Here is a 16,403-nt window from a genome sequence, read left to right on the forward strand (position 1 = left end):
TTTCAATGATGCCGTATTATCGTACCAGACAAAACGATCCCCGGCCGGTACAATATTTTTGAATTCCGGTCCGGTCAGAAAGCAAACGGTAAAATCAAGCTCAGATATTTCAGTAATCAGATTCCTGTGTTCGGCAGGGCTGTCATTTCCCAGCTCCTTCATTCCACCTATTATGAGCACTTTCCGGTGATGGTTCATAGCCCTGAAATTATCGAGAGCTGCCTTCATGCTCGTGGGATTTGCATTGTAGGCATCCAGTAAAATTTGATTGCGGCCGGTATGAAACAACTGCGACCGGTTATTTTTCGGTTCATAACTCTCAAGGGCTTCCTTAACCAGTTCTTCTTCCACGCCAAAATAATGAGCAACCGATGCAGCTGCCAGCACATTGTCTTTATTGTAGAGGCCGGTCAACCGGGTAGCTATCGTCATCCTGCTCACCCGCGATGTAGTGAGTTCAAACGAGAGCATGGGGTCTGCCGACACATTCTCAGCTTTAACAACGGCATCTTTGCCGGTTCCATAACCAATCCACGGGTAATGACCCACCATTTCCAAAAGATCAGGATTGTCAACATTAATGAATATCTCACCTCCGGTCTTTTTCAAAAAGCCATAGAGCTCCCCTTTTGCCTTTTTTACCCCTTCGAAGGAACCAAAACCTTCGAGATGAGCTTTCCCTACATTGGTGATCAGGCCGTGATCGGGAAGGGCCATTTCGCATAGACCGGCTATCTCGCCCACATGATTCGCACCCATTTCTATTATGGCAATACGCGTGGCAGGCGGCATGGATAACAAAGTAAGAGGAACCCCTATATGATTGTTCAAATTGCCCTGCGTATACCACACGTTATACTTTTTTGCCAGAACTGAAGCAATAAGCTCTTTTGTGGTTGTTTTCCCGTTACTGCCGGTTATTCCAATTACCGGAATATTCATCTTTCGACGATGAAGCCGGGCCAGTTCCTGCAAAGCTTTCAGAACATCGGGAACCCAAAAACAATCCTCTTCGCCTTTAAGATTCTCATCATCAACAACTGCCAGCCGACAACCGGCATTCAGGGCATCCTTTGCAAAAAGATTTCCATCGAAACGCTTGCCCTTCAATGCAAAAAAAAGGCTTCCGGGAATGATGTTCCTCGTATCGGTAGATACTTTTCCACTCTCAAGAAAAAATTCGTATAAACGGTTTATATTCTTCATGACCTATGCAGTACTTCAATTTAGTGTCTGTCCATAAAGTACCACTTGCTGTATTACGCTCGCCGCCAAAATCCTCATTTACGATTAGTAAACTCCGGTTTTGGCGGCTTCGCAAGCCTTGCAACCGGCACTTTATGGACAGACACTAACTAAAAAGGCCGGGAAAATGTTTACTCCCGGCCTCATAAAATATCTTATTGATATTTGTATATTATATAGAGTGCACACTCTTAAATGAGTTTTAAGAAGTGCTCACTTCAATTATTTTTTGCCACTTTTAGCAGGAGCGCCAACACGTGTCATTGCACAACGGAAACCAATATCATCTCTGGCTTCCCGCTCATCAAGAAAGCGTCGTGTGCTCGGGCTCAACCAATAGGCGCGGTCTCTCCATGAACCACCTTTGTAAACCCTGGTACGATCGGATATGGTACTACTGAGTGTGCCGGTACTACCTTCATACATGTCGTCGGTAGTCAGCTCGCTGGCCGACCAGTTTCCGCCGGTAGATATATTGGATTTGGCATCTCCGTCTTTGTAATTACGATTATCAGCTGTGCGATAATTACTCCGGTCCTGGATATCCTCGGCAGTCTCTTCCCTGTACTGGATGTTGCCATATTCGTCGGGTTCTACCACATATCCTTCTTCATCAAGAACTTTTTGCCTGAAAATATTACCACGATATGGACTGAATTCATGAACATCCTGGTGAGACTGCGGTCTGTAAACATCTGCCACCCATTCATTCACATTACCGGCCATACAATAAAGGCCAAAATCATTGGGATAATAAGAATCCACCGGAACTGTAATATCACCGGCATCATTCAGATCACCGGCCATACCCATATAATCTCCTCCATCACGAACAAAGTTCGCCATAAAGCGTCCCCTTTGTTTTTTTGAGGGATTTCGAAGAACATGTCCGTCCCAGGGATAAATTCGTCTGTCTGTGAGTCTTTCTTCATAAGAATTCCCTACAAGCCCGTAAGCGGCATATTCCCATTCAGCCTCGGTTGGAAGGCGATAACGCGGAAGCAGAATACCATCGCTGGCACGCACCCTTCGGGTATCATTTTCGGGGTCAAGATCCTCAAGAGGCTTATCACCCGGAAGTCCTTCATATTTTCCCAAAAGATAGGCTTCAGTATCAAAATTGTTTTGTCCCGACTGTTGCAAGTCCAACTCAAGAATACCTCTTTCCACAAGAATCATTTCGTTCACCCTGTCTGTTCGCCATGCAGCATAATCACTTGCCTGCAACCAATTAACTCCTACGACGGGATATTCGCTGTAAGCCGGGTGGCGGAAATAATTTTCAACCATGGGTTCGTTATATGCAAGAGGTCTGCGCCATACCAGGGTATCGGGAAGGGCATTTCTGTAAACCTCCGGCATATCAATAAATACACGGTTGATCCAATACAGGTATTCACGGTAGTCAACATTCCGAACTTCCGTTTCATCCATATAAAACGAACGTACGGTAACCCTGCGGGGACTGTTATTCCAATGTTTCATCACATCTTCTTCCACATTCCCCATAATGAAGGTACCACCTTCAATAAATACGAGACCGGGCCCTGTTTCCTGCTCAAAGTCGGCCTTATACTCAAATCCACCGGTTTCGGGATCATTGTATGTCCAACCGGTTGTTGATGATGCACTCTTCTTAGCGCCACCACCACATGATGCTAAAACCATCAATCCCAACATTAATGTGGGAATAAAAAGTCTGGATTTAAATCTCATAACTTATCTTCTTGTAATTCTTTTAATTACTACATAATGTCTTTCAAAGATAAAAACCTGCACCTTTCGCAAGAATTATCTTCATAAAACTGATCAGGTTCATTCTAAAATTGACAATTTAAGGTCACCGGTTTATCCGGGCCACCCGCATACAGGGATCGATACACTATTCATGTTCCGCGTTAAGTCACGACAAGTAGTAATCAACCTTACTATACGCATTTCATCTTAAATCTGATATCTAAAAATCTAACTATCTATTATGGCAACCTTGCCATGCTCGCTTCATGTATAACGAAATCCACACGAATTCATTGTTTTTATACTGCAAAAATAAAAAAAGGTTATACCGCAAAGCCAAACTTTAGCTATTTTTTTGCCTAAAAGACTATATTTTCTTTGTGGTTGACAATTATGCCACACATTATTTTTTCTAATTCTTTCCTGAATTTTTCTTTTATTAAGGTTTTCTCTGCCTTAATACATGTTGAGTGAGTTATAAAAAGCATATTTTTGTCAAAATCAAGGCGTTTTATTTTTTTGTACCGAAATTAACCCGTTGTTAATGAGGATGCAAAAATTTAAAACAATACAGAGTTTGGCAATAAAGATGCTTTTTGGACCGGGCTCATATAAAGGATATATCAGGCTAACGCCCCTGAATTGTCTCACACCCAACTTATGCTATGAAGAGATCAGGGCTACGCCCCTAATTTTTATTGACAAAAGTATATTTAATCGCAGTTTAAAATTTTTATAAAAGCAAATACACAAACAAATGAAAGGGGTATTGGCCCACCCTTGATATAAACCAAAGGGGCGTAGCCCAAATATCTTCGTAATAGGACAACGAATGATATAAACCATAGGGGCATTAGCCCTGATATCTTCGTAAATATTCTCATGGCAGGATGGCTATAGGGCTTTCACCTATTCAAAGTCGCATATCGATAAAGTTGTGAAATATGTGATGAATCAACCCGTACACCATAGAAAACAATCGTTTAAAGAAAAATATCTGTCATTCTTAAAAAAATTTGATGCGGATTATGATCCAAAATATCTTTTTGAATGGTATGATAATGAATAAATATCAGGGCTACGCCCCTAAATTGCCATTGTTTGAATTGGCTACGAAGATATTAGGGCTAACGCCCCTTTCTTTAAAAAGGAAAATCGGAGCGTTAAAGAAAAACATTGGGTAAAACAATTAGGTGTTATCGAACTTCTTCCAATCGTTTTGTGGACGACAAAAAACATTTGCGAGTATAAAGACGAGCACTAAATAATCACAACCTTTAAATTAATTTTGCGTTTTAACGTTATAACATCAGTAAAAATAACCAACCTGATTTTTCCGACCCGAAGAAGGTATTGTTGATAATGGAAACCTTTTGATTATTTTTGGCAGCCCGAAACGACAAAAAAGGCTCCTGGTCTTCAATATGAGCAATATTTAGCGTCTGTCCATAAAGTACCATTTGCTGTGTTACGCTCGCCGTCAAAATACTCATTTACGAAAAGTAACCTCCGTTTTTGGCGGCTTCGCAAGCCTTGCAACTGGCACTTTCTGCACAGACACATGACCAGAAACAACTTTTGCGCAATTTATAGACAGGCACTACTTACAGACTATGACAAATAATTCAGTATTCATAATACTTATTTCCTTCCTTTTGTGGGGATTCAATGCTTCAGACGGTAATGAAGATGTCAACTCTGATCATATTGTCAAAACTGTTGAGTGGAAGGAATCCGTCAGTTACCCGGAACTCCCTTTTAACGGAAGCGGATATTATGAAGATATCACCGGCTTACCAGTATTTGTTAGTCTGATTCCTTTTCCTGCAGAGATGGATTATCACCATGCAGAGATTGAAGCCAATGGCGAAAAATGGTCTCCCCTGCAAGACGATAAACTATTAACCGATATTTCAGAAAGCGATATTCCTGAAATATTCAGACACCGCATTATCTTTATCAGGAAGAGGCCATACATTGAATTAGAAATCATCCCTTTCAGAATAAGCGAAAACACGGAACACAAATGGGAAAAGCTAACTGAGTTTTCCGTGAAAATATCCTCCCCTGAAAAAAAATTCGCTCTGAAATCGACCGCATTAAAATACGTTCAGGCATCGAAGCTCGCATCGGGCAAATGGGTAAAAATCGGGACAACACAACAGGGGATTCACAGAATCTCCTATTCGACCCTTCAAAACCATGGTTTTAGTGAGCCTGAAAAAGTTCAGGTTTATGGTAACGGAGGAGTCATGGTACCCATGGACAACAGTGAAAGCAGACCGGATGATTTACCGGTAATCTCCTGCTGGCACAAAGACAACAGCCTGTTTTTTTACAGCTCAGGCCCCTGGCAATGGATTTGGAATGAGCAAAAAGGGATGTTCGAGCACAAAAAACATGCCCATTCGTCAATGGCCTACTTCTTCCTCTCAACCGCAGATTCGCCAAAATCACCTGTAATTCAACAAAAACCGGAAGGAGAAGCCACCTACTCTACCGATACCTATGATCATGTTCTTTTCCATGAAGAAGAAAACGAAAACCTTCTGAAATCAGGAAATCAATGGTTGGGAGAAAAATTCAGTTCCCTCTTAACACTTGAAAGAACTTTTTCTTTTGAAATCCCCGCAATTGAACTCAACACTCAGGCTCATCTGTACACCCGGGTAGCAGCAAGATCAAATTCAACACAGGCTTTTGATATCAATATCAACGATAATACTTTGGAATCAATTCCGGTACCCACTGTATCGTTATCCATTTTTGATTATACCTATTATGCCAGAACGGCCGAAGGCAAAATCACATTCCCTGCCACGGCTTCCACTATCGATATTTCGTATCAATATACCAACGCTTCCACATCTGCTATAGGGTGGCTCGATTACCTGATATTGCAGGCAAGAAGCAGGTTAACATTAGAAAACGGACCATTGGTAATTCGCGACCACCTCTCGGCCGAACCGGGGAGGGTCTCATCCTTTCAGATAGCGGATGTTCCTTCGGGGACTGTCGTTTGGGATGTAACCAATCCCTTTGAAGTCAGACAAATGGACACAAACATTGCCGGAAGTACTTTAAGTTTTAAGGACAGCACAGCAATTGTGAAAGAATACGTGGCTTTCGCACCATCGATGAACTTCCCTGAGCCGGAGTTTATCGGGGAAATTCCAAATCAAAATCTGCATGCAACTTCTCCGGCCGATATGATAATTGTGGCTCCTGAAGAATTCATTGGTCAGGCCAACCGGCTCGCCGATATTCATACCTCTTACTCCGGTCTGTCAGTTGTTGTTGCAGAAAGGGATAAGATATATAATGAATTTTCATGGGGGCATCCTGACCCGGGTGCCATCAGGGGGTTTGTAAAAATGCTGTACGACAGAGCAGTACCGGGTAGCGAAAATGCACCAAAACTGCTGCTTCTGTTTGGAGACGGCAGCTACGATAACCGTGATTTGGATAAAAACCCGGCTGCTCCGCTTCCAACTTATCAGTCCGATATATCCTTCCATATCACCAATTCGTTCGTAACCGATGATTTTTTCGGGTTTCTGGATGATGAGGAAGGTGCCAGCCTTCAAAACGACCGTATGGATATCGGTATTGGACGGTTTCCTGTCTCAACACTGGAAGAAGCCGTTAACGCTGTCGATAAAACAGAACTTTATCTCAAAAATCAGGAAAAAGGCCGGTGGAAAACAAGGCTGACATTTATCGGAGATGATGGGGACGGTAATATTCACATGCGTGATGCCGACAGGCTTACCCAAAAAATTGCTGTCAGTGATCCCGAATTTGAGATCGATAAAATCTATTTCGACGCTTATGAAGTAACCACGGGTGCTGTTGGTCGTGAATTTCCCGGAGCCAAAGCAGATGTTCAGAAAGCCGTTTCCGAAGGAACGCTTATATTTAATTACTCAGGGCATGGAAGCGAAAACAACCTTGCTCACGAACGCATCGTAACAAAAAACGACATCAGTAGCTGGACCAATAAGCGACGACTGCCACTATTCATAACCGCCACATGTGAATTCAGCCGGTTTGATAATCATAACCATACATCCGCCGGAGAAGAAGTTTTTCTGAGTACGAACGGAGGCGGAATAGCGCTTTTATCCACTACCAGAATTGTTTACTCAAGCTTTAATTTTACGCTTAATAACGCATTTTACAACCATGCTTTCGAATATGACGAAAACGGCAACCCGCTTCGGCTGGGAGAAATGATGCGTCGAACCAAACTGGAATCAGGGTCGAATACCAACAAACTGAATTTTACATTATTGGGAGACCCTGCCCTGCAACTGCTTTTCCCCCGCAACCGGATAAATACACTTGAACTAAACGGCATCGGGGTGGAAAACAATACGGATACCATAAGTGCCATGTCACTTAATACGCTTAAAGCTCAGGTAATTGATCCCGATGGCAACCCCATTCAGGATTTTAACGGCACTGCATATATCACGGTGTACGATAAAGCGGTTGACCTTCAGACTTTAGGTAATGACGGCAGTGAACCTTTTGAATACAGTGAGTTTGCCAACATACTGTTCAGCGGCAGGGCCACAGTGGAGAACGGGGAATTTGAACTTTCTTTTGTCGTTCCGCAGGACATCCGTTACAATTTCGACAACGGCAGAATCAGTTATTATGCATTGTCGGACAACGGCCGTGAAGCCTTCGGAGCCTTCAGCGATCTTGTCATAGGCGGAATCAGCAACGAAACGCTTAACGACACCAAAGGCCCCGATATTGAGATGTACCTGAATCATCCTGAATTCAAAAATGGAGGGGAAACCGGTACCCGGCCAATGCTTTATGCCCGTTTATTCGACGAATCAGGGATAAACACATCAGGCACAGGAATCGGACACAACATTACACTTATTATAGACCAGGATACCTCAAACCCCCGCATATTGAACGACGCATATACGGCCGAAATGGATGATTTTCAGAGCGGGACAATACAATATCAATTACCACAACTGGAAGAAGACGAACACACGCTTACCCTGAAAGTGTGGGATAATTACAATAATTCATCCACAAGTACGTTAGATTTCAGGGTTACGCAAAATCACGGGATTAACATACGGAACTTCCGACTCTTTCCCAATCCTGTCAGGCCGGGAGACGATGTATATGTTACTTTGACAACAGATATACCGAATATTCTGCTCGATGTTACCATACAGTTTATCAACTCCGCGGGTCAGGTAACAGGGACAGTAGAAGACGAACTGATCACATCCGGTAACTTTATAGGGCCATACAGATTACCTCTCGAGCAATCGGGGTGGAACCATACCGGCATTTGTTTCGTAAGACTAATTCTTAAATCCAACAAGGGAAATGAAACACAGGTAACAGGCAAGTTATTGCCGGCCTTATATTAGATCGTCAGATTCTCAGAGGTTAGATGGTTAGAGGTTAGATGAATCCTATGAAGATTGAAATCTGAATTTTAAACCCATAGAAACCATAAACTATAAACTTTTAAGCCTTTTGCAAAAGTTTTAACAGACTATTGTAATAAAAATTTGAAATAATATAATACTAATGAAAAATCAGATTCTAAAAAAAGTCATCTTTGCTTTTGCTTTGCTTAACCAGGTAATGGCGACCTATGCACAGGAAGAAATTGATCCCGGTAATATAAGTGGACGCCAAAATATCATAAGTACAGCTGTTCCTTTCCTGGACATTGCTCCAGAGTCAAGAGGAGGGGGCATGGGGAATACAGGTGTTGCCATCTCCCCTGATGTAAACTCACAGCACTGGAACCCCGCAAAATATGCCTTTATTGACAAGGAAATGGGAGCTGCCATTTCTTATACTCCGTGGCTGCGCAAACTGGTAAACGATATAAACTTATACTATTTATCAGGTTTTAAACGGCTCGACAATATGCAGACCGTCAGTGCTTCCCTGAGATATTTTTCAATGGGAGAAGTTATTTTTACCCAGGAGAGCAATCCTGAAATGGGATATCCTGTTAAACCAAATGAATTTGCCATTGATGTCGCTTACAGTCGTATTCTCTCAGAACATTTCTCCGGAGCAGTTGCATTCAGGTACATCCGCTCCGATTTGCAACTGGGCCTTGGTGGATTTTCAGGAAGTGAATCGTATCAGGCAGGAAACTCGTTTGCAGCCGACCTTGCTTTTTATTATCAGAATGATATAGAATTGGGCGGAAGAGATAGTAAACTGTCAGCAGGTTTGAATATTTCCAATATTGGCAGTAAAATTTCCTATGACGATTACCACGAACAGTTCATCCCCACCAACCTAAGACTGGGTGCAGCTTTAAGCAGTCAGCTTGACGATTACAACAAGTTGACATTTACACTGGAATTAAATAAACTGCTCGTCCCTACTCCCGATACAACCGAAACAGCAGAATCTCTGTTTCTGAGTGATGACGAATCGGTTATTTCAGGAATCTTTAAGTCATTTACCGATGCCCCGGGCGGCATGGAAGAAGAACTTCAGGAAATAAACATCAGTGTTGGCGCCGAATATCTTTACGCCAATCAGTTTGCCATTCGTGCCGGCTATTTTCATGAACACGAAAACAAAGGAAACCGTAAATTCTTCACTGCAGGTGTAGGCATCAAATTCAATATGCTGAACATCGATGCATCGTACATCATCCCGGTTGTTCAAAACAACCCGCTGGCCAACACGGTCAGGTTTACCCTGGGCGTTGATCTTGACCAAATGCTTAATAATGATAATGAATAAACAACTAACAGGTCGTTAGGTTTCTATATTCATGTAACTTACAGGCAGAGATTATGTCAATACGTATCGGGATGGGCTACGATGTCCACCAACTTGCAGAAAACTATGAACTTTGGATTGGGGGAATAAATATTCCTTCAGAAAAAGGTTCCGTAGGCCATTCGGATGGCGATGTTTTGATCCATGCCATTTGCGATGCCCTTCTCGGGGCACTTAATTTAAGGGATATCGGGTTTCATTTTCCTGACACCGATCCGGAACTCAAAGGCATAGATAGTAAAATATTACTAAAAAAGACCATTCAAATAATCCGGGAAAAAGGATATGAACTGGGAAACCTGGACTCAACAGTATGTCTTCAGTATCCCAAACTGAATCCGCATATCCCGAAGATGCAGGAAACACTTGCCGAAGTTATGAACGTCGATGTTTCCCAAATATCAATCAAAGCAACAACGACTGAAAGAATGGGTTTTGTAGGCGAAGGAAAAGGCATTTCAGCTTATGCCACGGTGTTGGTTGACAATGTTTAATAGAGACACACGACCGTGCGTCTCTTCAAAACATTATCAACAACCCATCCTACCCTTCTACCATGCTACCTTTTCACCCTTCTACCCTTCTACCATAATTTAAAAACAACATGAACATTATCCAATCACCGCAACACTTCAACGAAGTCGTAAACAAAGAATCCGCTGTTCTGATTTATTTCTCGCACGAGCAATGTAATGTTTGCAAGGTACTTAAGCCAAAAGTCAGACAACTGCTGGAAGAGGAGTTTCCGCTTATGTCTATGTACTATTGCGACACCGTGCTGCAATCGGAAGTAGCTGCTCAAAACAGGATATTTGCAGTCCCGACGGTATTGGTCTTCTTCGACGGCAGGGAAACATACCGTTTCAGCAGAAATATCGGTCTGAACGAACTGGAACAGTCTATTTCAAGGCCATATACCATGTTGTTTGAAGATTGAGTCCACTCCTGAAAGTATATCTCAGAAGCAGACTCAGGAACAGGCATGGAAAGATTCCTTTTTTGATTGATGGATGTACTCACCGCTCCGGGGGTCGTGAGGATTTTAACAATCTTACTTCTATAAACATATAACCGCCTTCGTGGTCATATAAATCTACAAATCTAACGGCCTGTTGTTAAAACAAAGATTCAATTAAATCATCATCAGCCAGGTTGGGCATGGTAATTTTCAGGCGAGGCTCTTTGTACATGGCGCGTTGAGCAGCAAATAAGGCACCCTTATTACGGGCCCAGCTGCGGCGCGATATGCCATTGTTCACATCCCAGAAAAGCATATTGACAACCTTTTGAGCGGCTTCTTTGGTTCCATCCAGTACCATTCCAAAACCACCGTTAATGACTTCGCCCCAGCCTACTCCGCCGCCATTATGCAAACTCACCCACGTGGCACCCCTGAAAGCATCACCTATGACATTTTGCACGGCCATATCGGCGGTATATTTCGACCCGTCGTAAATGTTTGAAGTTTCCCTGAAAGGACTGTCAGTTCCTGACACATCGTGATGATCACGCCCAAGGACGACCGGCGCTGTCAAACGTCCATCACGCACTGCCTCGTTAAAAGCGGCAGCAATACGCATGCGGCCTTCGGCATCGGCATACAGTATTCTTGCCTGGGAACCTACCACAAGACGATTCTTTTCGGCTTCCTTTATCCAATGCAAATTATCCCTGATTTGCCGGGAGACTTCCTCCGGTGCTTCTCTCAACATTTCTTCAAGTATCCGGGCTGCAATTCTATCGGTTTCCATTAAATCGGAATGCTTTCCCGATGTGCAAACCCACCGGAAAGGACCGAAACCGTAATCAAAACATAGCGGCCCCATAATATCCTGAACATACGAGGGATACCTAAACGCTCCCTTTTCGTTTAGAACATCGGCACCTGCCCGGCTGCTTTCCAAAAGAAATGCATTCCCGTAGTCGAAGAAATACATACCCCGTTCCGAAAGTTGATTTATAGCCCTGACCTGTCTTTTCAACGAATCCCTTACTTTTTGCTTAAATAATTCGGGACTTGTTGCCATCAGATGGTTGGCCTCTTCGAACGACAGTCCGACAGGATAGTACCCCCCGGCAAACGGATTATGCAATGAGGTCTGGTCAGAGCCAATATCCACCTTTATCCCTTCTTTTGCAAAGAACTCCCATACATCGACAACATTACCATGAAACCCAATGGAGACGGTTTCCTCTGATTTGACAGCCTTTTGAACTCTATCTTTTAAAAAGTTAAGATCATCCATTACCTCATCAACCCAACCTTGTGCATACCGGGTCTGAATGGCTTTGGGGTTTACTTCGGCTGTTACGCTCACACAGCCTGCAATTCTGGCGGCTTTGGGCTGTGCTCCCGACATACCGCCAAGACCGGCAGTAACAAACAATCGCCCCTTAGACCCGCTTTTCTCATGCAATCTCCGGAGTGCATTCATAATGGTTATTGTGGTTCCGTGTACAATACCCTGTGGGCCGATATACATAAAAGAGCCTGCGGTCATCTGCCCGTACTGGGATACACCCAGTGCATTAAAGCGTTCCCAATGATCGGGAGAGGAATAATTGGGCACCACCATCCCGTTGGTAACAACAACCCTGGGAGCTTCAGACGACGAAGGGAAAAGCCCCAGAGGATGACCGGAGTACAAAACCAAAGTTTGATCATCGGACATAGTGGCCAGATATTGCATGGTTAACAGGTACTGAGCCCAGTTTTGAAAGACTGCCCCGTTGCCCCCGTAGGTGATCAGCTCGTGCGGATGCTGAGCCACAGCAGGATCAAGATTATTGCTGATCATCAGCATAATGGATGCGGCCTGTTTACTCCTGTGGGGATACTCATCTATCGGACGGGCTTTCATTTCGTAACGCGGGCGGAATCTGTACATATAAATCCGCCCGTAGCTATTGAGTTCATTCAGAAACTCAGGTGCCAAAACCCTGTGAAATTCTACCGGAAAATAACGCAAAGCATTTTTAACGGCGAGTTTCTTCTCTTCCTCTGAAAGAATGTCTTTACGCCGGGGCGCATGATTGACATCAGGGTCGAATGGTTGCGGTTCCGGAAGCTTGTCCGGTATCCCCTGAAGAATGGATTGTTGAAAGGAAAAAGCAGACATAACAGAATTTTAGATTTTTAGATTTTTAGATTTTTAGATATAAGATAACCCATATCATCTTGATGCAGACATATACAAAGGTTTAACGAGCTGTTGTATTATCAATACTTCGTTAAACTTTTTCAAAGCGCTGAAAGTCAATTTTTTTGCATATAGAGAGGTTAGTTTATTAAAATACAGTATATAAAAGTTGTAAAAATCATCTTACATCTTTTATCTAACTCAAATCACAAAACACTCTGTATCAATCATTTGTTTTGCGGAGTTGGATTTTTGCTTATCAGGCCAATTTTCGGTACTAACGGTAAAATTCTTATCTGTAAAATTTAACACTTCTGCCTTCTGCCTGGCAAACTTCTGCCTGTCGATTACTTATATCTATAAATCTAACATTCTATGAGTGCAGTATAAAAAGCATATTTTTGTCAAAATCAAGTCGTTTTAAATTTTTGTACCGGAGTTAACTCATTGTTAATGAGGATGCAAAAATTTAAAACAACACAGGGTTTGGCAACAAAGATGCTTTTTAGACCGGGCTCATCTATTGATTGTTACCCTCGGAATAGATGAAGTTAAAACTTTATTTCGGAAAAACTTATGACATATAACATACACAGAGGGTGTCCAAAAAGAAATGATCTGGGAAAACTGAATTCAACCCCTTGCTCATGTATGTGTTTTTTTTCTAGTTGGTTACACAAAGCTCACAGAGTTTATCACAGAGAGGTACAGAGACAAAACGGACTTTTTGGTGCTCGTTTATAAACTCGCAAAAATTTTCACAATATGTGTGTCTGTTCAGAAAGTGCCAGTTGCAAGGCTTGCGAGCCCGCCAAAACCGGAGTTTACTAATCGTAAATGAGGATTTTGGCGGCAAGCGTAGCACAGCAAATGGTACTTCATGGAAAGACACTTTTTAGACTGCCCCTTGTAAAACGGATTATTCATCTTCGGAAATCAATTGCCTTCCGATATCTGCGATATTATACAGAAGAATAAACTTTTGCCGGTTGCTATCCGTTTTTCCGGCTTTCACTCGTTGTTGAAGATTTTGGATTAAGGCCGTCATTTCTGCTAATCTGTTCTCTGATTTTGAATGGGTTTGGCCCAGAATTTTGAGGATGCTTCTTCCGCAGGTAATAATTTCATTCACCGTTGTATTCGCTCCCTCCCGATGTGCTCCGAAAGCGGAAATAAAAGAAAGCAGGGCATGATTCAGATGGGTAAGTTTAAATGCCCTCCGGTGAAACTGCCTGTATTTGGAAGGTTCGGCCTGCATATCCTGCCATGCCAGTGCCAATGCATTATCGGCCTGATGAGCTTCCCTCCGGGCAATACGATATTCCAGATCGTCGGCAGTATTTTTCTTTTCGTATTCATCAAGAATGGTGCTGAAATACTTCCGGTTTTTCTCCAAAGCCTCGTGCAAAAGCCCCGGGAGCCTTTTATACTGCCACTGTGGCCACAACAGCCGTACCGTTCCGAGAGCCAGAAATGCACCAATCAGCGTATCAATAAGACGTGGCAACATAACAGGAACCCCCTTGTCGGCAATAAGATTAAAAGCACACAAAACAAATATGGTAATAAATACAACCGAAACGGAATATTGCTTTTTCAGCCAGGCAAAGAAAAAGTAGGAAGATGCCAGCATAAGTAAAACCTGACCGGGTAATGTGAGCAAACCAACAATTAATACACCTGTTATCACCCCTGTTATTGTACCCAAAACCCGTTGGAACAGGCGACGCCGGGTAGCACTATAGGATGGCTGAAGCACAAACAAAATGGTAAGAACAATCCATTCTCCCTTTTCAATATTAAAAGCTTCACTAATAAAGAATCCAATCCAAAAGCAAATGGCAAGCCTTATAGCATACCGCATCCGGGGATGCTGAAAACTGAGTTGTTCGCGAAATCTCTTCCATAATGAGCGATCATCCCTGAGCAGTCTGGGCAACACCGGTGTTTCCGGAATTTCCGTCAACCTCAGAAACGATGCATTGGCCCTCTCCAGGTTGGTGACCAGGAGGCGCAAAGGATGAGTAGCTTCGAGTTGAATTTTTTTCAACACTTGCAGTCAATGCATTAACAATCCATTTTAATGAAGCAGGCGGATTATACTGACTACCGGTGAGCAAAGCTTCTGAAAACCGATGTGCTGCATGCGACAGTTCGTGCAGTGTCTGCCCGGCCATTTCAACAACTTCCCCTGTATGTGTGTCGTTGCTCAAAAGATCATATCGTTCATGCGAGGAAGCAGCTCTTTCGTGCAGTGCCTGCAATATCATAAAATAATGAAACCAGGGAGCAAGTACTTTTTCATCGTCAACTGCATCGCGATAACTGTTCAGTACCTCTTTGATTCGTTCCAGGGTATTTACCATGTCAACATTTAGCAATGCAAGCTTTGCCCTGACTTCCCGCTGATTTTTTCTGTCACTGGGAAAGAGATGCGATTTCTCATCCAGATAACGGGCAAGTGCTTTAAATCCACGCCCCAGTTGCTCGTCAAGCAACCGGTATGGCCGGTAGTAAAGGAACCCCAGAGATATCAGTCCGTAAAACAATGCTCCGCCCGGTAACAAAACAGGTTGCCAATACCATTCCGGACTTATTTCGGCGCCGATCATAGCATAAATGCCGACTAATATTGCACCGAAAGTCACCCCTCTGTAACGTTCACCCATTCCGCCAATCAGAATAAACAGAATAGTTGACACCCCCAATCCTGCACCAAGCAATACCGGCCATGGACGAAGCAACTCAACCGAAAGACTTGATACAGCAAAACTCAGAACTTTGAGAGCAAGTGACTTGATACGTCCGCGGGGATGATCATCAGTTTCTGACAAAGCCCCGGCCAAAATACCAAGAGCAACCGTGACAGCAAAAAACGAAAACCCGAGAATTTCGAGCGGTACAACGGCTATGCCCATCACGATAGTCGCCTTGGCAGCCATTAACCAGTCGGGATGCATAAGGAAAGCACGGCGCCACTTGTCCAACAAAGAATAACTCTTACGAAATGAAACAGATGAGAAAGCCATCATATAAAATATTGCAGGATCGACCGGACTATAACACCGTCAGTATATAAATCAGTACAAGAACCACTGCAATAAGAATGAGAAATGCTAAAAAACGAACGGCCAGATTAAGACTTCCGAGTAATGGAACCCGTCGGGATACCCGGTCGAAGGCATTAAGGCGGGAGCTCCTGGTCGCAGGTTCCTGAAAAACGCCCATTTCATTCACAATTTTTGCAGCGCGTTCGGCGTCACTTTCCCTGACCTGAAGTTTAATACCCCCTATGGCATTGTAAATATATGTTTGCGATGCAAGCTCATCTTTCACAAAGCATTCTATCCCTTCCGACTCGAGTTTGCTGCGTACCAGCCCCATTTCGGGAGCATAACTAAATGTGGCAATGGTGACAAGTTTATCTTCTTCCATAATTCAATTTTTACCTCAAGATAGATAAAATACGTGATATAACCA

At 43.1% G+C, this 16,403-nt stretch carries 10 protein-coding genes and 1 pseudogene; 5 read left to right on the forward strand and 6 right to left on the reverse strand.

Annotation, left to right across the window (positions count from 1 at the left end):
* A partial coding sequence (locus tag OQ5_RS0110280; protein ID WP_016777419.1) for a UDP-N-acetylmuramoyl-tripeptide--D-alanyl-D-alanine ligase occupies positions 1 to 1,206 on the reverse strand: 1,206 nt, incomplete at its 3' end.
* 261 nt (positions 1,207 to 1,467) lie between these two features.
* Positions 1,468 to 2,961 carry an SUMF1/EgtB/PvdO family nonheme iron enzyme gene (locus OQ5_RS0110285; protein ID WP_016777420.1) on the reverse strand — a complete coding sequence of 498 codons (1,494 nt, stop codon included), beginning with the start codon at positions 2,959 to 2,961 and terminating at the stop codon, positions 1,468 to 1,470.
* An 898-nt stretch (positions 2,962 to 3,859) separates the two neighbouring features.
* On the opposite strand from OQ5_RS0110285, the pseudogene OQ5_RS25410 reads away from it, so the two are divergent.
* From OQ5_RS25410 to OQ5_RS0110320, 5 genes and pseudogenes are all read left to right on the forward strand, one after another.
* Positions 3,860 to 4,051 (forward strand): annotated as a pseudogene (locus tag OQ5_RS25410) (IS200/IS605 family transposase); the annotation flags it as partial.
* Positions 4,052 to 4,595: 544 nt separating this feature from the next.
* The gene (porU, locus tag OQ5_RS0110305; RefSeq protein ID WP_016777424.1) at positions 4,596 to 8,393 is read left to right on the forward strand and encodes a type IX secretion system sortase PorU; all 3,798 of its coding nucleotides are present in this window, start codon (positions 4,596 to 4,598) and stop codon (positions 8,391 to 8,393) included.
* A 163-nt stretch (positions 8,394 to 8,556) separates the two neighbouring features.
* On the forward strand, positions 8,557 to 9,744 hold the full coding sequence (gene porV, locus OQ5_RS0110310; RefSeq protein WP_016777425.1) for a type IX secretion system outer membrane channel protein PorV: 1,188 nt from the start codon (positions 8,557 to 8,559) through the stop codon (positions 9,742 to 9,744).
* Positions 9,745 to 9,797: 53 nt separating this feature from the next.
* Positions 9,798 to 10,277, forward strand: a complete 480-nt coding sequence (ispF, locus tag OQ5_RS0110315; protein ID WP_044107789.1) for a 2-C-methyl-D-erythritol 2,4-cyclodiphosphate synthase — start codon at positions 9,798 to 9,800, stop codon at positions 10,275 to 10,277.
* Between the two features lie 110 nt (positions 10,278 to 10,387).
* Positions 10,388 to 10,720, forward strand: a complete 333-nt coding sequence (locus tag OQ5_RS0110320; RefSeq protein WP_016777427.1) for a thioredoxin family protein — start codon at positions 10,388 to 10,390, stop codon at positions 10,718 to 10,720.
* A gap of 178 nt (positions 10,721 to 10,898) precedes the next feature.
* Here OQ5_RS0110320 and OQ5_RS0110325 read toward each other — a convergent pair whose 3' ends face one another.
* The 4 genes from OQ5_RS0110325 to OQ5_RS0110335 all read right to left on the reverse strand — a co-directional run bounded on the left by OQ5_RS0110325 (position 10,899) and on the right by OQ5_RS0110335 (position 16,358).
* Positions 10,899 to 12,902: a urocanate hydratase gene (locus tag OQ5_RS0110325; protein ID WP_016777428.1), complete on the reverse strand. Its 2,004-nt coding sequence runs from the start codon at positions 12,900 to 12,902 to the stop codon at positions 10,899 to 10,901.
* Positions 12,903 to 13,842: 940 nt separating this feature from the next.
* Positions 13,843 to 14,787: an FUSC family protein gene (locus OQ5_RS24550; protein ID WP_255297486.1), complete on the reverse strand. Its 945-nt coding sequence runs from the start codon at positions 14,785 to 14,787 to the stop codon at positions 13,843 to 13,845.
* 52 nt (positions 14,788 to 14,839) lie between these two features.
* The gene (locus tag OQ5_RS24555) at positions 14,840 to 15,955 is read right to left on the reverse strand and encodes a YccS/YhfK family membrane protein (RefSeq protein ID WP_255297482.1); all 1,116 of its coding nucleotides are present in this window, start codon (positions 15,953 to 15,955) and stop codon (positions 14,840 to 14,842) included.
* 25 nt (positions 15,956 to 15,980) lie between these two features.
* Positions 15,981 to 16,358: a putative signal transducing protein gene (locus tag OQ5_RS0110335; protein ID WP_016777429.1), complete on the reverse strand. Its 378-nt coding sequence runs from the start codon at positions 16,356 to 16,358 to the stop codon at positions 15,981 to 15,983.
* Positions 16,359 to 16,403 lie beyond the last annotated feature (45 nt).

The sequence above is a fragment of the Anaerophaga thermohalophila str. Valhall genome (assembly GCF_000250735.1).
Classification (GTDB): Bacteria; Bacteroidota; Bacteroidia; order Bacteroidales; family Marinilabiliaceae; genus Anaerophaga; species Anaerophaga thermohalophila_A.